The following is a 19806-nucleotide window of genomic DNA, read 5'->3' on the forward strand; positions in this document are numbered from 1 at the left end:
TCATTTCCTTTTTCAAATCTAACATCCAATGAAGAAACTATCTCCCATCCTGAAAAGTCTGCTTTTTCCTTTTAGTTTACTATATGGGCTGATTGTATCTGTACGGAATCTACTTTTCGATTTTAATATATTACCAAGTACCGAGTTTAAAATTCCCATTATATCTGTTGGCAATATTACTGTAGGTGGAACCGGTAAAACTCCTCATATCGAATACCTGATTACCTTACTAAAAGATGATTATAAAATAGCCACATTAAGTCGGGGTTATAAACGAAAATCAAAAGGATATATCCTTGCTGATGGAGCATCAACATCATATCAGATTGGTGATGAACCAATGCAGATTAAAAGAAAATTCCCAGATATTTTAGTCTCAGTTGATAAAAAAAGAGTGAACGGCGTAAAGAATCTGCTTCAATCGGAACATGGTACCGATTTAGCTGCAGTACTGCTTGATGATGCTTTTCAACACCGATCTATAAAAGCCGGTTTATCGATTTTATTAATAGACTACAACCGGCCAATTACTCAGGATTATATTATGCCATATGGCAGACTGCGCGAAAGTGCAGGCGAAAAAGACCGGGCCAACATTATCATTGTAAGTAAATCGCCGGAAAATATGACTCCTATCGATAGAAGAATAATTGTTAAAGAACTTGATCTTCTTCCCTTTCAGTCCTTATATTTCACAAGCCTTGATTACGGAAATTTAGAACCCGTTTTTAGAGATAACGCTATCAATATTATTAACGAAGATTGGGATAAAGATAATTTTTCTATTCTTTTGGTAACTGGAATTGCCAATCCTAAACCTTTAAGAGAGTACCTTGAGAATTTCTCTGATTTGGTAGAAGAATTGAAGTTTCCGGATCATTATTCATTTGGAACAAAAGATATTGATTTAATTCATTCGAAATTTGAACACCTGAAGGGTGAAAATAAAATAATTGTTACAACGGAAAAAGATGCGACTCGATTTTACGATATGGATATCAATCATGAATCGATAAAAAAGCATTTATTCTATATTCCCTTACGGATAAAATTTTTGAATGAAGACAAGTCAAAATTCGATGTGCAGATTATGAACTATGTGCAGAAAAATAAGCGTTCAAGCAATCTGCATAACATCAAGACCGACTCAATATAAAATAAAAGAGGAATCAAATTGATTCCTCTTTACTTTACCATTAAATTAACCACTACATTAATTAACAGCTATCACTAAAAGCAGTTTGAGATACATTTAATTTCAAAAGCATTCAAACACCCTATGCATCATTAAGTTACAAAAACAAACATAAATAATCAACAGTTAATTTCTTTTTTTTGGAAAAACTCTATTGCCGTTCAATTAAATGCTGTTTTAATTGAATTTTCCACCCAAAACACAGGACTCTTTAAAAATTTTACGTTTTCCATCCGGACTAAATAATTCGATATACACCAAATAGATTCCTATTGAAGCTCTCTCTTTTTGTGAAGTTAGTCCATCCCAAAATAAAGAATCCTCATTGGCTAAGTTCAAATTGTTCGCTAATTTCCTAATTTCAATCCCCATCGAATTATAAATTCTTACCGAAGCGAGGTAACCATCCATTTCCAAATTAAAAGTAATCAGCAGGCGATCATCAAAACCATCATTGTCCGGAGTGAATATTTTAGGAGACAGACTTATTTCAGAATTTGAACTGCTGAGATCATTGTAAACTGAATTTTGAATTCCCGGAGTACCAAATCCGATATTTTGAGCCGCCGATTGCCAATTTGATTTACTATTCGTTTCACCTTTTGGATTTATCCTTTCCAAAGATACACCTTCAACCGAAGCCAATAATTCGAAATGCATATTTTCATTGTATGCAAAGTCATCAATAAGTTCATTATTGGAAATAAGAACGACTCTTCCTGCATCATCTGAAAAAGATGGTAGAGATTTAACTTGACAAAAAACATCAGGATTGGATGTAAAATAGTTTTGTTGAACATTAAGAGTATCTTCTGTCACTAATATATATTCATTGGGAAGCAGGTATTTGTCTGAAATTGAAACTTCATTGTCTAATTCAAAATTATCTGTTCGCGCAGCCAATTTTATGCTTGACAAATCAATTACTTTTTCCGATACATTTACAATTTCCACATAATCCGATCCATCGGGATAAGGATTGAACAATACTTCATTTATCACCAGATCACCTTTCGTGACAATTCCCGGTACCCAGAACTCAAATTCTTTGGTTATCATGGAATTGCCTGCTAAATCTTTAATTTCATAAGATGAGTTGACATTGACTGTTCCTAACAAAATCCTCATTGAAAATCAATTGAAACTCTTTACCTGCTAAATCAGACTGAATCACTTCCTTAGGATAAACTAAATCAGGAGAAAGTTGAAAATTTGATAAAACAAGACCTCTATTTTCAATTGGCTCGCTAAAAACAAGCTTTAAACAGTTAGATGAAATACATCTACAGGATTCAATACCTGGAGCAATCAGATCCTGATTTACTGAGTAAATTGAATTCACTTTACCCGGAGTTCCTCCCAATTCGTTTTCAGAAGCCTTCCAGTTATTTGCCTGCCAAGATGTATTTGCCGGATCGATTCGTTCCAATGACCAACCTCCGTTCGATTTTTCATCAGATTTGTACCATGAATCAGAATAAAAAACCTGATCAATCACGATCTTCTCTGCAGATTGTATTTCAATTGTTCCTCCTGAATTTTTTAATCCAGGGAAGCTACTTACTCCAAGCACATCGCCAAACGAAGTAAATTCTTCTACTGCAGAATTTGAACACAAAATTAAATATGCTTTGGCGGGAATTGTGCCCGCAGCTAAAACAGTCTCCTTCTCTCCTGCTTTTAAAATCCAATTCTCAATGGATATCGGATATTCACTGGAATTGTACAATTCAATAAATTCATATTCCGGCAACCCAACCGAAGGTGTTTCGTCGACCATGATTTCATTTATCACAACATCGTTGGAATGAACCTCATACCAAATAAAACCCACAACTGTATCCAACACATTGCCACACTCATCCTGCAAACTGGTAATATTTAGCTGCTGTTCATGACCATCTTCAAAAGAATTGGCAAACTCAAGGTGAACAATCATTGGCGTTTCCACCGTAATTGTAGAAACAGGATTATCAGCCAACGAATAATTCTGGAAACTAAGCAAGGAGAATGTGTCAATTTGCTCACTCAACTCTATTGACAGGTGATTTTTGGACAAAACTCTTAAATGAGAAACAGCCGGAGCTAAATTGTCAATATTATTTCCATGAATGGAATTTTCTTTCCCCGGTGTTCCTCCTGTTTCACTCTTCGACGCTGACCAATTGCCATTGGTACTGCAGGCATTCAAAGGATCAATTCTTTCAAAAGACCAACCTCTGTTCGATTTTTCATCAGATTTGTACCATGAATCAGAATAAAAAACCTGATCAATAACGATCTTCTCTGCAGATTGTATTTCAATTGTTCCTCCTGAATTTGTTAATCCAGGGAAGCTACTTACTCCAAGCACATCACCAAACGAAGTAAATTCTTCTACTGCAGAATTTGAACACAAAATTAAATATGCTTTGGCGGGAATTGTGTCCGCTGCTAAAACAGTCTCCTTCTCTCCTGCTTTTAAAATCCAATTCTCAATGGATATCGGATATTCACTGGAATTGTACAATTCAATAAATTCATATTCCGGCAACCCGACAGAAGGTGTTTCGTCAACCATGATTTCGTTAATGACCAAATCATTACTTTTTGCAGGAGCAAAATATCCGAAATTAATTGACTCCTTTTCCTGCACTGCCCCCTTAGCATCAGTAATATTATACAGATCTAATAAATAACTCCCTGTTTTTAATTCATCATCCAAAACAAGAAGTAAGCAATTATCTTCAACTCCAGGCAAAACTTTCATTCCCAAATATTCACCATTGGTTCTTGTCAATTTAAAATTTTCGATTTCAGCTGATTTTGAAAAATCAAGCTTCTCCGAATATTCCAAAAGCAAAGAATCCGTTGCTAAAATCTCGTAAGATTTAAAAAATGGCGGTGTATTAATGGATTTTATTTCCAAATCATCAAACCAAAGATTTCCTGCTCGGGAGGCTGTTTCATAGGTAAAATCCAAACCCGCAAACCATTCCTTTGCGTCTGGCATAATTTCAGATTGAATTTCTCCTGCAACTAACCAATTTTCTTTTTTCCCCAATCGGTTGTATTCCATTTTCCATAGACCATTTGGGTAATAAGTGATCTGAATTGCAACGGCCTCATTTTCATTCCAGTTAAATTCTGATTCTAATAAAACTTTCAATTTCTGATCTTTATTCAAAGTACACAAACTCAAAATATCGTTTGATCCACTTTGATTTACACCAACAGAATATTTAGTAGTGGCTGTACTCGGATCAGAATCATCCATGAGCAAATGAAAGACAAATTTATTTCCCGAGGATGGATCCCAATCACCATTTTGAACAATAAAACGCCAATTTATTGCACCCGCTTTGGGGTTAAATCCTTTCAAAGGAGTACAAATACAGCTTGAACCTAATTCTTCTGACAAATTGTGTTTCAATGAATATTCCCCAGCTATTGGCCGATAAGACGAAACACACCAATCCTTCGTATTTATCCAATTTTCAATACTTTTTGATTCAAAATTTTCATCAATAGCTAATTCATCTTCTCCCAAAAGAATTTGAATTGAATCAGATGCTAAACTGGATTCAATCTTCAGACTAAAATCGTCAGTTCCATTGTATTGAATAGAATCGAAATCAACAATCCCATTTACTAATTCCAGTTTCTCATCCATAACAATTAACTCTCCATTCCCATCCAACAAACTGAGATTCACAGCTCCAATTGCATCTTTATCTATACTCTTAAAATAATCACAGGCTGCAATTTTTAAAGAAAATTTCTCATCAGAATTATTAATCCCGAAAGGGTACGAAGAAAAAGAGAGTTGACTAGCTTCAACGTTAATAAAATGGATTTCAGATATAATGTCGTCCGGTAAGATCAGCTGTATCTTCGAGCCACTTTCCAAACACTTCCATTCATGAAACTTTGGTATTTCAACCTGAAAAGTCGCATTATCAGGAAGCTGTCCCTTGCGAAAAAAAATCGCCAAAGATAAGTTCATCTCCGAATTGTTTGGCAGTTCCAATATGCCTTTCGATGAATTAAACTCAATCCGATTGTCACTAATTTTTGATGCTGCAGCAATCATCTCTCCTTTTGATAATAGAACCGCTCCGGAAATATGTTTTGCCCAGGAAAAGGAATGCTCAGGATATTTGTTGTAAAACTTCAAATTTGAAATTATTGTTGGCAACTGATCGTGTGTAGCTAAATCTGATATTTTAAAATTGAGAACAGATATGGCATCATCTTGAGTGATTGCCAATGAACTAAGTGGTTTTGCTAAAATTGGACCCGCGGAGCCGATTACAGAGGTTTCGTCAGCACCTGATATATTATCACTCAATATTGTTGGGAAGTTGTCGCATTCTGCCTGAAGAGTAAATTTTTCCGCTTCACTATAAATTAAATCCTCCCATAGAAAATCTCCATCCTCACTTGTAAGCTTTATATTTTCGGATGAAAGCCCTCCATTCCCGGAAGCCAGGGAAAGTTCTATTTCAAACTCAGAGTTCGTATCAATGTTTCCCAAACTATCAACAAGCTGAACAACGACAGTAAATTGTTCCTGATAATTTACTGATTCAGGAACTGTTTGAAACAACATTTCTTTGGCCTCTACTTCAAGGGTAAACTCTGTCCCTACCAAATTACCGCCAAAATTAGGACTAAGTCCACTGCTTCTATCAGAAATAATCCAACCCGCATGCAAAGAATCTATTTTCATTTGAAATAATTCTTCATCAATGGTTTTTCCTTCTTTTAAAAAGCAAAAAACAGAATATTCGACACTTTCTTCACTTAATATCTCCTTATTTAGTTCAGACTCTATAAAATGAATATCTACCTGTTTATCTTTTATAGTACATTCAACATCCAATACCTCCCCTTCCACTTTTACAAAGAACTTTTCAATTGATTTCTTCCAATTCACTTGGTTTTTCTCCGATCCGATCAATCTTATCTGCTCAAGAATAGTTGAAGCATTATCATTCCCCGAATCCGTCACCGAAAATCGAAAAACTTCAAACGCATCCTCTTCCCGAATACGAAGCGAAGAGATGATAGAGTCTGAAGAATACGAATCATTCACATTTACAAATGATTCATATGTATTCTCAACCCTTATATTTTCTGAAATTGTCATGGGCAGCACATCATTGCTTACAGCCAATTTTATGAATTCAGGATGGGAATATTTTAATGATTCAAAACTCACCTCACCTTTAACAAATGAATTCTGAAATCCATTCAGCGATTCCAAATTGCCGGTTCCTGTTTCCAAGGATAATATAACCATCTGATTTGCATCAAAATCCTTATTATTAAAATCATCTACAGCATTTACTAAAATGGAAAAATCACTATTGCGAATAAGAGTATCAGGACAGTCAGAGAAGATCATTCTTGTGGCCTCAACCTCAACACTATGAATTGCAGAGAGAAGCTCTTCATTGGCTGGATTAAAACCAGAGCCCGACACAAAAGTTTCGAAGCCTCTCGCTGAATCTTTACAATACAATTGAAATGTTTCACCATCTGTTAAAGGATGATCTGAGTTTAAATAACAGCGCAATTCAAATTCCATTTTTTCTGCATCGGGAATACTTATTTGATTTTCTTCAAAATCCATTAAAATAGAATCTGATTCGATGATGAAATTTTGAGGAATAATCTCCTCATTATTTACAAACAGACAAAGGCCACCCAGGCAATCTTTCCAATTCATCCCATTATTCGGCTTTGAATTGTAAAAGATCATTCTTGATATTTTAGTTGGAAGGCCATCTGCAGCTTCTGCCGTTTCGTCAATAACAAATCGAAAGCAGGTTAATGCCTTTTCTTTTTCATTACAATTTGTGCTGAGAAGTTTCGACTCAACAGGATTGTCAGAAGCCTTAATTTGAGTCAGGTCTTCAGTCTCGGGAACAACAGGACTTCCCTCAACCACCAAATTATCAAAATAAACCAAATCACCCGAATTAGGATTATTCATCCTAACAACGATTTCTAAACTCGATCCGTTTAAATTAGCTTGTGTTGCATTTACACTACCCCAATTGCCGCTATTCTCACCATTCAATTCAAATTGAACCTCATCAGCACCGTCCAATTTATAGAAGACTTTCGCATATTTACTTGAACTTGTTGAACTTCCGGTTTCTGCTAATAAAACGGAAATGGCAACATCGGTAAAACCGAAAATATCAACCGACCTACTCTTCCACACGGCCTCTCCTTCACAATCCCTGGCTTCAAACCTTCCCCCCTTTGTTCCCACCACCATTGCATAATCCTCATCGTCAGAAAGAGAACAGTTGGAAACATCCAAAGACCAATCCGTAATTCCGATTAAATCTGAGTTACTACCCCAATAACCTTTGCCTATGTCACTGGTAAAATCAATTTTCCAAATATCATCGGCATATAAACAATTACTATTCAGTAGAAACAGCAATAAAAACAATTTAATAGAAAGAGTTTTTTTCATGGAAAAATCCTTTTAAATTTGACTTGGCTTTTGAATAAAAAGCTAATTTAACTATAATCTAATTTATAATCAACAATTTAAACCACATTATGTTATGAGAATTGCAGTTGTTGGCGCCACTGGTTTGGTTGGTCAGAAAATACTGGAGGTTCTGGAAGAAAGAAATTTTCAGATTAGTGAGTTGTATCCTGTAGCCAGTGAAAAATCTATAGGAAAAGAAGTTGTATTTAATGGAAAAAAATACAAGGTTATCAGTATGACAGATGCAATTGAATTAAAACCACAAATTGCAATCTTTTCTGCTGGAGGAGACACCTCTTTAAAATGGGCTCCTGAATTCGCAAAAGCAGGTACCACAGTTGTCGATAACTCATCGGCTTGGCGAATGGATAAAAACAAAAAATTGGTTGTTCCGGAAATAAATGCTGTCGATTTAACCACTGAAGACAAAATTATAGCGAATCCGAATTGCTCAACCATACAATTAGTTGTAGCCCTTGCTCCTTTGCATAAGCGATACAAAATGGAACGTTTGGTGATTTCGACCTATCAATCAATCACAGGAACAGGTGTTAAAGCAGTTTCACAATTGGAAAATGAGAGAAATGGGATTGATGGAGAAATGGCTTACCCATACGAAATTGATAAAAACTGTCTGCCTCATTGCGATGTATTTACCGAAAATGGCTACACCAAAGAAGAAATGAAATTGTCCAACGAGACTAAGAAGATCTTGAAAGATGACAGCATTAGGGTAACTGCTACTGCTGTTCGAGTACCTGTAGTTGGGGGGCATTCAGAATCTATAAATATCGAATTTGCCAATGATTTTGATCTTGACGAAGTAAGAAAAATTCTTTCGGAAGCGGAAGGCGTAATTGTTCAGGACAATTTGGATACAAACGAATATCCAATGCCAAAATATGCTCATGGCAAAGATGAAGTATTTGTTGGAAGAATACGTAGAGATTTTTCAAATCCGAATACTTTGAATCTTTGGATTGTTTCAGACAACCTGCGAAAAGGTGCAGCTACAAACGCAGTTCAAATTGCAGAGTACCTTACAAAAAATAATCTTGTATAAGACTATAAATAAGGCCAATGAAAATAATTTCATTGGCCTTCATTTTATTTGCGAACAGCAATCATTTAAATTACATAAGAACAATTCGCATGTTAGCTAAGTATCAATTGCATCTTTATGGATTAATCCATTAAATTAGAATAATCCTGATATAAAAAGTTATTATAAGGGAAACGTGCCGAATGTATTTCCTTTACTGCATTGTAAACCACCTCACGAAACTCCTCAACATTTTGCTTATGCACTGCGGAAATAAACAAACAAGGGGTATCTCCTTTTGCAATCCACATTTGTTTTAATTCCTCCAAACTGTAATTCTCTCTTGTTTTTGGTAAAAGATCGTCCTCATCTTTTTTCACATAAGTAAAAGCATCAATCTTATTAAAAACCAAGAAGGTTGGTTTTTCACGTTTGTCAATTTCAAGCATTGTTTCATTCACAACCTTAATTTGATCCTCAAAATTAGGGTGAGAAATATCAACCACATGCAAAATTATATCTGCCTCACGTACCTCATCCAAAGTTGATTTAAATGATTCGACTAAATTATGAGGCAATTTCCGAATGAATCCAACAGTATCGGCCAATAAAAATGGCACATTTTGAATAACCACTTTGCGAACAGTAGTATCTAATGTTGCAAAGAGCTTATTCTCAGCAAATACTTCAGATTTACTAATCATGTTCATCAAAGTTGATTTGCCAACATTGGTATATCCAACCAGAGCAACGCGAACCATTTTCCCCCGGTTTTTACGCTGGGTTGCTTTTTGCTTATCAATCTTAAGCAAATCTTCTTTAAGCTTAGATATTTTATCAAGTATTATTCTACGGTCGGTCTCAATCTGACTTTCACCCGGACCGCGCATACCGATACCACCACGCTGACGTTCAAGGTGAGTCCACATTCTTGTTAATCGAGGAAGAAGATATTGATATTGAGCCAACTCAACCTGGGTTTTTGCATTAGCCGTTTGAGCACGACTGGCAAATATGTCCAAAATTAAATTTGTTCGATCCAAAATCTTACGCTGCAATGCCCGCTCAATATTTCTAAGCTGTGATGGTGAAAGTTCATCATCGAAAATCACCAATTTAATATCATCATTCCTTTCCAGGTAATCAAGAATCTCCTCAAGCTTTCCCGTCCCAATAAACGTTTTTGGATGAGGATAGTCCATCTTCTGAGTGAAACGCTTAACCGTTTCTGCTCCAGCAGTTAAAGCAAGAAAGTCCAGTTCGTCAAGATACTCCTTAACTAAGCTTTCAGTCATGTTTTTTGATTTATCGATAACACCAATCAAAATTGCTTTTTCTACTTCTCTATCTAATATCAGGTTCTCTCCCATTTAATCAATTTGCAAAAAAACAAAGGCTTAGTTGCCTTTATCAATAATATTTCCTTTTTAGAGGTAGATGTAAGAAGACTACCTTAAAACAAATACCAATAACAAGATACGTAAACTACGGGGCAAAAATAAACAATATTCGAGAAAGCAACAGTGCTTAAGTCATAAAAAAAAGGCTCTGAAAAATCAGAGCCTTTACTATCTAAAAAAATTATAGATTTGTTTTATTGTAATTGGAAGTTAATTGGTACAGTATAAGATACTTTAACAGCTTTACCCCGCTGCTTACCAGGCTTCCATTTAGGCATTTGACTAATTACGCGAACAGCTTCCTTATCCAAAGATGGATCTACTCCACGTACTACACGAATTTGCTCAACCGCTCCAACTTTGTTCACAACGAAAGTTACAAAAACACGACCAGTAATACCATTTTCCTGTGCTATCACAGGATATTTAACCGATTTTGCAATCCACTTTTGTAATTCTAAAGCTCCTCCTGGAAATTCAGGCATATCTTCTACAATTACAAAAACCTGTGCTTCATCTTCTTCTTCCTCTTCCGCTACAACCTGAATTTCAACTTCAGCATCCATGTCAGCATCTGAATCTTCAATCTCTAGTTCATCCTCAATCTCTTCTTCGTTGTCTACGATGTTCAAAACATCAGCAACTTTAGGAGCTGGTGGTGGTGGTGGTGGTGGCTTAATTGGTTCTTGTCTGGTAACAGGAATCATTTCTTCCTCTGCCTCCATTTCTTGTTGATCTTGCAGGCCGGTAGCTTCGCTAGAATCTACACTCCATTCAAATGCAAGAAGTACAAAGGCAAGAGTAAGAGCCAGACCAATCTCAAGAAAAAGACCTCTCTTATTTTCAAGATCTGCTTTTGGTGACTTCTTAACTTCCATAATCTTCTTTTAATTTTCTTTTAATTTCAGCGCTTAAAACTAAGTAATTCAATTTTATAATCAAAATCCTTTTCGATTAGAAAATTAATTCGAGGCATAAAGATATAAAAATTAAAAGCAAACTGATTTTCCTAAGCAATAAATTTGATTCTCAGCCGATAAACGATTGAAAATTCACATTTCAGATAGGAAGTTTGCAGTGATTTAAATTAGGATAAAACCTCTGTGTATAAATGAACTATAAACTTAGTCGATTTTTTCTTTATAGCCAATCTAAATTATAATTTACACATAATAAGAGTGAAGAATCTATTAAGCTCGTACTCATCCTACCTAATACACACACTATACATTGCTACCAATCAATTGTCTATTGACAAACAATTTTCGAACTAAAATAGATTCTCCACTCTATTATCCTTACGTATAAAATTAAAAAATGTTTTAATTTCAAAAAAATCATCCTACTTATATTTTGAGATGTGTAATTTTCATCTATATTTGCACTCCAATTGAGGGGATCAAGTATTTTTCTTTTACTCCTCATAAAAATGATGGGGGATTAGCTCAGTTGGCTAGAGCGTTTGACTGGCAGTCAAAAGGTCACCGGTTCGATTCCGGTATTCTCCACACTAAAGATAAGGCGTTTACGGGCTTCCACCGTGGGCGCTTTTTTTATGCTTCGCAAACATTCCGGTTCTAATTTATAGATGATCTATTAATAAATAGTACTCAGGAAGTTTAAATACATGAGAAAATAGCTCATTCCATCTATAAAAATTTCAAGTATACCGTGAACTTTTCAATGATTTTGGATGATGTTATTCCTTACATGATTTCTACACTATGCAAGTATTGCAATTTTCCGTGTAAACTTGTAAACCCATCACATTATAGACTATAATATCAATATCTTACGGTTTACATCCAAGATTTACAAGGTTCACACCATTTTAAATTATTTGATCTAAAATTCTTACACTTCTCCCTTTATAGTAACAATTTTAAGATATCTGAAACTATTTAAGATTAGATATGTACCAAATACATTTAATAAGAAGATAATTTGCATCGTTCATATAACTTAAAAAGGGTTCCTTACCATAGAAAATACTCTTTCTCACGAGGTGTAATTAACTGATATTGTTGATGAAATTTTCATTTCCGATTTGAAACCAAAGGCAAATATCATATAAAAAACATCTTGGACAAAATGTATATAATGAATTATTGAGAATATTGTTTTACACGCAAAATTCCAATCTTGCTTTCATTTAGAAAAGAATAAATTAATCCTATGCCACAAATACTTTAGTAACCAGAACGATACATTATTTCATTTTCTCCATAACACCATAACAAAAAAGAGATAACACACAACAGTTAAGTATGTTAGATATTTACGTAAAAATTTTCAGCTTAAAAATACCGGTTAAGTTGTTTAACCTTAATTAACATCTTTTAGCATTTTCAATCCAGATAGTTTTCATAAGTTTGTACTATCCTTTCCGAGAGGATTAGGTTTTCATAGATTAAAATGGGTTAGATTAAAGTCCGGGGTGGTTCCCGGACTTTTTATTTTATATGATTTGATTATAAATTATACTTGATACTATTTTCTTTTATTTCTGGCATATTTTGCAATTACCTCGTTTAATTCGGTATTAATTTCCAATGCTTTTTCTTTTGCGGCTTTAACTTTATCCAAGGCTGCAATAAGTTGATCTTGTGAAACAAAACCTGCAACATCGATTAAAGAAGCTTCGATTAAGCTGGTATCACCTTCTTTTCCTTTTGGTGCTTGAGTTGCTAATTCTTTGTTTTGCATTACAATTGAATCAATCTTCAGCTGGAGTCGATTCCTAATACTATTTATCAGGCAATTAAATCACACGGCGAGGTTATGAATGCAATTAAAATTAATTATTCGGACTTGCAAAATTTTGAAATTATTGTTCGTGATCAAAACCTTATCCGCTACTCTTTACTGCTGGATGCTCAGGGAAAAATCCTGGATAAAAAAATTGTTTAGCCCCAAACAACCTGGTCTTAATTGCTCTAAGCAAGAATATTTTCCAATATCATTGGTTGTTTGTTTTCTTGCTACTCGATAAGCTTTCGACTATTTGCATTGATAAAAAGAATATTCCCAAGTTTGTCGTATCCCTTAAAAAGTTCAGCCTTCTCGTGCTTAAGCGATTCACCTCTAAATCCAATTATTGTTATGCCTGCGTCGGCCGAACGCTGATTAATAACTTCTTTCGATGATACATTTTCCTGCTCATGGATGATTTCAATATTAGAGGTTGTAATCGGTAGTCGGCCCGAAACTACCAAATCATCCAATTGCTTTCTGGTTTCATCGGCCTGTTCCTTTTTACAGATGTTGAATATCTTAATATCCGCCTTTTTCCAATCAGAATGACCTGCAATAATGAAACTAAGAAGAATCATTAAATTCGCATTATAAGTATCCGAAGATTTAATCCATACATGGATATTGCTCTTGAAATCTAACGTCCGTGAAGAACTTCCCAAAATACAGAAATCAAAATTACCCGCACGCGCCAACGAATAATTATCAATGATCAAATTCAAACGATCAGGGTTTCCCTTATCATACTCGAATATCACCATATTATTTTCCATTCCTGCAACACCAGGCAACTGAATTGCTTGTGCAATAGCCGAAGTATAGGATGGAGAGATGATGGTATCAACGTAAACGTGATTCTCTATTTTATCAAAACTTTTAATTAATCGATCCAATTCTTCTTTTGATTGCTGATAAGTAGCTTTTGAATAATATCCCTCAATTCTATGTAAATACGTTCCAAACCCATATTTGTAGGATATCCAGTTCAAAAGCTTAAAAGCAGTATCTCTCTCAAAAGATTCTTTTGAGATACAAATAGCACTTGGTCTCCATTCGCGGGCTTTTCCTTTTCCTGTTTTCTGCAAAAATACCTGCATGTTTCTATTTAGCTGATAAAGAGCATTTAGAAAGATTGACTCTATTCCATTCCTATTTTTATGATATCGGTTAATGAACAAATAAATTAGTGACATAACAGCTACGGCAGCAAAAGCGTATAGAAAGCTAATCTTGAACATCACCCAAACTGATGTTACAAATCCTATCAGAGACAATACCCACTTTGATTTAAAAGAAGGGCGATAACTTGGCGATGATCCAAAATGATTTAGAAAAGATATCAGGCACAAAGATCCATAAGTTACCATAAAAAACATAGAAATAATTTGTGCTACCGCATTCACATCACCTAAAACAACAAACACCATTGCGATTATGCATGTAATTAATGACGCATTTATGGGTTCATTATCAGATTTCCGGCCTTTTGCCAACCATCTGTTTACTTTTTTTGACGGAAAAGAACGATCGGCCGATAGTGCCTGAAGAGTTCGTGGAGCCACCATTACCGAACCCAGCGCTGATGAAATTGTTGAAGCCGCAAGTCCTAAAGGAATCACCAGACTTCCGCCTATCGCAATTTTTGCCATTATCAGCTGATTTTCCATCAAATCGGCACTACTGACCGAAAATGCCAGCTTGTAAACTACAAAAAAGTAAACAATCATTCCCAATAACGTTGCAGTGCTGGTACCTAAAGGAATTGATTTAGATGGATTTTTAAGATCTCCCGACAGACCAACACCAGCGGTCATGCCAGTAAAGGCAGGAAATATAATTGCAAATACAATAAAGAACTGATCTGCATTTCTAAATTCTGCATTCATTAGACCAAAATCTGAAACAGATGCGTGATCGGTTGAACCTAAGAAAAACAGTACGAGTGAAACCATTAAAACAGCAACTACAAAATACAAAGCCTTTACCCCCAAATTGGCTCCTTTTTTCAGAATCAATATCGATAAAAAGAGCATTGCAGGAACACTAACTATCTGACGCGGAAACTCATACCCATAGGTACTAAAAGCCAAATTAAATAAGGGTTCAAAGGCCTCAGTAAAAGCAATTACGTAAAATGCAACACTTATTGCCTGTGAAAAAAATAAGGCAATACCTATAGTCGCACCAATATTTAAACCAAACGAACGTGAAATAATAAAATACTCTCCACCACCTTCAACACGTTTATTTGTCGCCAACTCAGAAATAGCCATAGCCGTTGGTATCGTAACCAAATGCCCTAAGAGAATAATTAAAATTACTCCCCAAAAACCCAAACTCCCAACCGCAAAACCAAAGCGGAGAAATAAAATTGCGCCTAAAATGGTAGAAATTGCTGTGAAAAAGACAGGAGCTGTCCCAAATTTTTTAGTAGAAGTAGTTGTAGGCATAGATTCGGTTGTAAAAGTTTGCGTACTAAAAATAGCAAAAAACTACCACTATAAATGTGTATAGTAAGCTGATAAAAGAAATAAAGTTAAGATCTTAGCAGGTATCGACCCTATCCCATTGAAATAAACTCAAATTCTATGTATCTTCTGATATTTGCAATGATACATTATAAACATTAACAGGCATACGATTCATTTTAATGAAAGAAAAAATTGTTTTAATCACCGGAGCTTCTTCGGGAATAGGTAAAGCTTCCGCCTTACTTTTTCTTAAAAAAGGATACACCGTATATGCAACAGCTCCTTCAACCATTGCTATGATAGATTTGGAGGAAAAAGGGGCACAAATTTTACAGCTTGACGTCACTAATTCTGAAAATTGCCGACAAGTTGTAAATCGCATCTATAAAGAATCCAAACGCATTGACATTTTAGTGAATAATGCAGGATTTGGTCTTTATGGTGCAATTGAAGATGTTTCGCCGGAGGATGCCCGCCAACAATTCGAGGTTAATCTTTTTGGTTTGGTACAATTAACTCAGATGGTTCTGCCCATAATGAGAGCAAATTGTGAAGGGAAAATTATTAATATTAGCTCTATTCTTGGCAGAATGACACTTCCCATGGGCGGATGGTATCACGCTTCAAAATATGCATTGGAAGGAATTTCTGATTGCCTGCGCCAAGAAGTAAAACCATTTGGAATAAAAGTAATCCTAATTAATCCCGGTGTTATTGAATCAGATTGGGCAAATATCGCCTTATCTAAGGCGAAAGAAAATTCAAAGAATTCAGTTTATGGCACAATGACTATCCAACTTGAAAATCTTCTTATAAAATCGAAGAAAATTCAAGTAAAAGCAGAAAAAGCTGCAGAGGTAATTGTGAAAGCGAGCCTTTCAAACAATCCAAAAATAAGATATATTGTACCAACGCATGCAAAACTAATTTGGTTCCTCAGGAAACTAATCAGTGAAAAAAGTTTTGATTATTTTAAGGAAAAACTATTTAAATTTCATTCTTAAGATGGAATATAAATGATCCTAATTTGAAATTTCTTCATCTCAATTTTAGAGTATTTTAACAAAATCTTCATTAAAACGTGATCAAACAAACTCTTTAAATCCGTAAGTTTAACATCCTTAAGTGTTAAAAATGAACAAAAACCAACCTGACAGTCAAAAAAAATTACTTAACGGGGTTCGCCCTGGTAGAATTGTATATCCAATTCTGATTGGCGTTGCTGTTGTTGTTTACATGTTGATGAATGAAGTTGATGGCCAAACTCTTTCCTTAATTGAATTTTCGTGGTATTCGTTTTTTTGGATTTTTGTTGCATTAATCATGATGATTGTACGCGATTTAGGTTACATGGCTCGTTTGCGGATTCTTACTGACAATACTTTTTCCTGGATCAAAGCTTTTCGTATTATTATGCTGTGGGAATTTACATCGGCAATAACTCCTTCAGCAATAGGAGGAACATCCGTTGCAATTCTATATCTTAATAAAGAAGGCTTAAAAGTCGGAAAAAGTTCGGCAGTAGTAATGTCCACTTCTTTTCTCGACGAACTGTATTTTATTCTCATGTTCCCAATTCTTATCTTGTTTTTGGATATCCACCAATTATTCATGATAGATATTCAGGAACATTCTATCTGGCTGGATTCTCTTTTATATTTTGCTTTAGTTGGTTACCTTGTAAAAACGGCTTATTTTATTGTTTTAACTTATGGATTGTTTTGGAACCCAAGAGGATTAAAGTGGTTGCTGCTTTGGATATTCAAACTTCCGGTTCTTAGAAAATGGAAACAAGGAGCAAATCAGGCTGGCACCGACATAATTGAAAGTTCCAAGGAACTGCAAAGAAAACCGTTCTGGTTTTGGTTTAAAGCATTCATGGCAACTTTTTGTTCCTGGACAGCCAGATATTGGGTTGTAAATGTGATTCTTCTTGCATTCATGTTTCAAGGATACAGCATTACAGAGCATATCATGATATTTGCAAGGCAATTAGTCATGTGGATCATGATGCTTGTCAGTCCGACTCCTGGCGGAAGTGGATTTTCGGAATGGGTATTCACAAAATATCTAGGTGAATTTCTTCCATCAGTAGGAGTCGCAGCAGCCATGGCATTAATTTGGCGACTAATTTCATACTACCCCTATCTCCTAATTGGAGTCTTTATTCTTCCTAAATGGATCAAAAAGCATTTTAAAAAATAGATACCACACATATTTAAACATGTTTTTGCATTCGAAATAACTTCGGAGAATATCAAATCAAACAGATAACAATAAACCGTAAATTATCGTATAACCCGTATTAATTAACGCGAAAAACAAGAATTACCCAACATTTCAAAGGGATTCAGACAGTATTCACCTACTTATCGAACACAGATAGAATCGTGATTATCAACAGATAGAACATCATCCTGAACAAGTTTTTATAATTATTCACCAATAAAAAGAAGCGATTCATCAAATCTTTAGGTCGCTTAACAATAATTAAACTTATCATTTAAAACAAACAACGTAACTTGCAACAGTAAACTAAATTTGTAATTCAGTAAAAATAAAAAATACTTATGAGAAAATATCTACTATTAATGATTGGGCTTTTCATAATTGTTTCTTCTTGCTCGGACAATAATGATGACAATCATCAAACCGATCAAAAGAAAACAATTCAAGAAGGCATTTCTATCAATAATAACCCTGCGGATCTTTCCAGTAGGGTTAAAACAATGAATGATTTAGTTATTATCAACAATCTTCCAGCTGGAACTACAAAAGAAGGAACAACGGAAATTGAAATTGATTTGACTAAAAACTATGCTTTTAAACTAAAAGCTGAAGTTGAAGCTCCCAAAGTAAAAGGTGAAGCAGTTCAAGCTACTCACGTCAAAATTATCAATAACATGGCATTTGTTTCCTACAATACAAAGGGAAGTAAATATAGTGGTGGTGTTGAATTATTTGACATCTCAGATCAAGACAATCCAGTATTACAAGCTCAGGCGTTATTTCCTGATGTTGACGTTAGTGCTGTTGATTATTATGATGGAGTAATTTATCTGGTAGGTGCAGTGGATCCGGAAAGTGCTGGTTATGTTCTTGCATCTCCTGCTGTTTTAATTAGTTTGGAGTTAAGTAATTCTAAAAAAATCATGTCTGTTTCAGGACTGGTTGATCTTCCTTCTTATGTTGCTACAGATGTTGAAATTGATGAAAATTACATTTATGCAACTAGTGGATCTGATGGAAAATTAAGCATTCTTAAACGCAGCGACTACTCTTTAGTAACTGGAATTGATATTAATGATGCCAGATCTTTAAGTAGTAATGCTGAAAATATTTATGTGCTTAATGCAACCAATGAAAAAATACAGTCTTTCAAAAAAGCTGATTTTACAGAATTAGAGGCAATTGAAGTTCAAGGACCGATTACTGATGAATCAAAAACTGAAATTGATGTTACCGACAACTATATTCTGGCGGCATTAAACGTATCTGGATTAGATATTCGTAATTTGGACGGAACTTTAAAAGAGCGCTTTAACCGTCCTGAAACTCCTGCTGGTGGCCTTGATGAGGATTACGTAACCAACTCGGTATGCTTAAATGAAGAACTATTGCTGATTGGTAATGGTGGTGCTGGTGTATACGTTGGCGCTATGATTCCTGAAAATGATAATAATGTTACTCTGTTAGGAAGTATGGATTTTGGTTCATCGGTGAATTTTGTTGAATCGAGAGGAAACTACATTTTTGTTGCTGCCGGAACCGGCGGACTTAAAATTATTACCATTGAAATGGACGAAGGAGTGCCGGATGATATCATTCCAACAAAACCTTGCGAAACTTTGGTAGATAACATTATTGCCATGTTCCATGAAAATAAGGATAACCGCGCAGCGAATTCTGAATTATTCTCAGATGAGAACAACTTGATTCTAAAATTAACTAAAGAATCTCCTGTTTATCTAACTTTCGTTGATGAAGGCGCTGGATGGAAAAATTCATTGGCATACTACACTTATGATGCTGAAAATCCTCCTGCAAGTGCTGACGAAATAGAACTTCACATGCTTTTCCCTAATGCTTCAAAAGAAGGATCAGGAGGAGGATTAAAGACTGGTGATCGTGTTCAGCTAGGTGATGCTCCTTTTGCGCAAAATACAGTAATTGGATTTTGCTTAATTGCTCAAGGCTGGAAAAACGGTGCTACCGTTGATGGTGTTTATCGTCATTATACCAATATTGAATGGAACAAAGACGCAACGCAACAACATGTATTGTTCAAAGAGAAAAATTGTAAAGATATTGTATTGTGTTTCGAAGATATTCAGCTACCCGCTGGAGACAAAGATTTTAACGACATTATTTTCACAGTTAATGATAACGAGGAAGATGCTAATATAGCAACAGCCTTCGACATGACTAATATTGTAGAAAAATAAAAT

At 35.0% G+C, this 19806-nt stretch carries 12 protein-coding genes and 1 tRNA gene; 7 read left to right on the forward strand and 6 right to left on the reverse strand.

Annotated elements, in window-relative coordinates; genetic code table 11:
* Positions 1 to 28 precede the first annotated feature (28 nt).
* Complete coding sequence (gene lpxK, locus ACY0M5_RS01440; protein WP_124993532.1) at positions 29 to 1156, forward strand: tetraacyldisaccharide 4'-kinase; 1128 nt, start codon at positions 29 to 31, stop codon at positions 1154 to 1156.
* Between the two features lie 216 nt (positions 1157 to 1372).
* Here lpxK and ACY0M5_RS01445 read toward each other — a convergent pair whose 3' ends face one another.
* Together ACY0M5_RS01445 and ACY0M5_RS01450 are read right to left on the reverse strand one after the other, a co-directional pair.
* A complete protein-coding gene (locus tag ACY0M5_RS01445; protein ID WP_461630574.1) occupies positions 1373 to 2323 on the reverse strand; it encodes a lamin tail domain-containing protein in 951 nt (316 codons plus the stop codon).
* A complete protein-coding gene (locus ACY0M5_RS01450; RefSeq protein WP_461630575.1) occupies positions 2280 to 7670 on the reverse strand; it encodes a lamin tail domain-containing protein in 5391 nt (1796 codons plus the stop codon). Before ACY0M5_RS01450 ends, ACY0M5_RS01445 begins: the two co-directional genes overlap by 44 nt.
* 94 nt (positions 7671 to 7764) lie before the next feature.
* Between ACY0M5_RS01450 and ACY0M5_RS01455 the strand changes: the two genes are divergently transcribed.
* Positions 7765 to 8754 (forward strand): aspartate-semialdehyde dehydrogenase, encoded by a 990-nt coding sequence (locus ACY0M5_RS01455; RefSeq protein WP_124993534.1) that lies wholly within the window; start codon positions 7765 to 7767, stop codon positions 8752 to 8754.
* A gap of 122 nt (positions 8755 to 8876) precedes the next feature.
* Here ACY0M5_RS01455 and hflX read toward each other — a convergent pair whose 3' ends face one another.
* Both hflX and ACY0M5_RS01465 read right to left on the reverse strand, forming a co-directional pair.
* Positions 8877 to 10103 carry a GTPase HflX gene (gene hflX / locus ACY0M5_RS01460; protein ID WP_124993535.1) on the reverse strand — a complete coding sequence of 409 codons (1227 nt, stop codon included), beginning with the start codon at positions 10101 to 10103 and terminating at the stop codon, positions 8877 to 8879.
* 224 nt (positions 10104 to 10327) lie between these two features.
* Entirely contained in the window at positions 10328 to 11011 is a 684-nt protein-coding gene (locus tag ACY0M5_RS01465) for an energy transducer TonB (RefSeq protein ID WP_124993536.1), read from the reverse strand.
* A 556-nt stretch (positions 11012 to 11567) separates the two neighbouring features.
* On the opposite strand from ACY0M5_RS01465, the gene ACY0M5_RS01470 reads away from it, so the two are divergent.
* Positions 11568 to 11641 (forward strand) — tRNA-Ala (locus ACY0M5_RS01470).
* Positions 11642 to 12623: 982 nt separating this feature from the next.
* On the opposite strand, the gene ACY0M5_RS01475 is transcribed toward ACY0M5_RS01470, so the two are convergent.
* Positions 12624 to 12839, reverse strand: a complete 216-nt coding sequence (locus ACY0M5_RS01475; protein WP_461630576.1) for a hypothetical protein — start codon at positions 12837 to 12839, stop codon at positions 12624 to 12626.
* Positions 12840 to 12914: 75 nt separating this feature from the next.
* On the opposite strand from ACY0M5_RS01475, the gene ACY0M5_RS01480 reads away from it, so the two are divergent.
* On the forward strand, positions 12915 to 13043 hold the full coding sequence (locus ACY0M5_RS01480; RefSeq protein ID WP_461630577.1) for a hypothetical protein: 129 nt from the start codon (positions 12915 to 12917) through the stop codon (positions 13041 to 13043).
* A 71-nt stretch (positions 13044 to 13114) separates the two neighbouring features.
* Here ACY0M5_RS01480 and ACY0M5_RS01485 read toward each other — a convergent pair whose 3' ends face one another.
* The gene (locus ACY0M5_RS01485) at positions 13115 to 15337 is read right to left on the reverse strand and encodes an APC family permease (RefSeq protein ID WP_461630578.1); all 2223 of its coding nucleotides are present in this window, start codon (positions 15335 to 15337) and stop codon (positions 13115 to 13117) included.
* A 200-nt stretch (positions 15338 to 15537) separates the two neighbouring features.
* Here ACY0M5_RS01485 and ACY0M5_RS01490 point away from each other — a divergent pair, with 200 nt between their 5' ends.
* The 3 genes from ACY0M5_RS01490 to ACY0M5_RS01500 all read left to right on the forward strand — a co-directional run bounded on the left by ACY0M5_RS01490 (position 15538) and on the right by ACY0M5_RS01500 (position 19803).
* On the forward strand, positions 15538 to 16362 hold the full coding sequence (locus ACY0M5_RS01490) for an oxidoreductase (protein ID WP_461630579.1): 825 nt from the start codon (positions 15538 to 15540) through the stop codon (positions 16360 to 16362).
* Positions 16363 to 16492: 130 nt separating this feature from the next.
* Positions 16493 to 17563, forward strand: a complete 1071-nt coding sequence (locus ACY0M5_RS01495; protein WP_461630580.1) for a lysylphosphatidylglycerol synthase transmembrane domain-containing protein — start codon at positions 16493 to 16495, stop codon at positions 17561 to 17563.
* Positions 17564 to 17928: 365 nt separating this feature from the next.
* Complete coding sequence (locus ACY0M5_RS01500; RefSeq protein WP_461630581.1) at positions 17929 to 19803, forward strand: DUF4114 domain-containing protein; 1875 nt, start codon at positions 17929 to 17931, stop codon at positions 19801 to 19803.
* Positions 19804 to 19806 lie beyond the last annotated feature (3 nt).

The organism is Labilibaculum euxinicum, from assembly GCF_963678175.1.
GTDB lineage: Bacteria > Bacteroidota > Bacteroidia > Bacteroidales > Marinifilaceae > Labilibaculum > Labilibaculum euxinus.

Coding starts and splice junctions, on each gene's coding strand:
- lpxK (WP_124993532.1), top strand. CDS start 29: ATGAAGAAACTATCTCCCATCCTGAAAAGTCTGCTTTTTCCTTTTAGT.
- ACY0M5_RS01445 (WP_461630574.1), bottom strand. CDS start 2,323: ATGAGGATTTTGTTAGGAACAGTCAATGTCAACTCATCTTATGAAATT.
- ACY0M5_RS01450 (WP_461630575.1), bottom strand. CDS start 7,670: ATGAAAAAAACTCTTTCTATTAAATTGTTTTTATTGCTGTTTCTACTG.
- ACY0M5_RS01455 (WP_124993534.1), top strand. CDS start 7,765: ATGAGAATTGCAGTTGTTGGCGCCACTGGTTTGGTTGGTCAGAAAATA.
- hflX (WP_124993535.1), bottom strand. CDS start 10,103: ATGGGAGAGAACCTGATATTAGATAGAGAAGTAGAAAAAGCAATTTTG.
- ACY0M5_RS01465 (WP_124993536.1), bottom strand. CDS start 11,011: ATGGAAGTTAAGAAGTCACCAAAAGCAGATCTTGAAAATAAGAGAGGT.
- ACY0M5_RS01475 (WP_461630576.1), bottom strand. CDS start 12,839: ATGCAAAACAAAGAATTAGCAACTCAAGCACCAAAAGGAAAAGAAGGT.
- ACY0M5_RS01480 (WP_461630577.1), top strand. CDS start 12,915: ATGAATGCAATTAAAATTAATTATTCGGACTTGCAAAATTTTGAAATT.
- ACY0M5_RS01485 (WP_461630578.1), bottom strand. CDS start 15,337: ATGCCTACAACTACTTCTACTAAAAAATTTGGGACAGCTCCTGTCTTT.
- ACY0M5_RS01490 (WP_461630579.1), top strand. CDS start 15,538: ATGAAAGAAAAAATTGTTTTAATCACCGGAGCTTCTTCGGGAATAGGT.
- ACY0M5_RS01495 (WP_461630580.1), top strand. CDS start 16,493: ATGAACAAAAACCAACCTGACAGTCAAAAAAAATTACTTAACGGGGTT.
- ACY0M5_RS01500 (WP_461630581.1), top strand. CDS start 17,929: ATGAGAAAATATCTACTATTAATGATTGGGCTTTTCATAATTGTTTCT.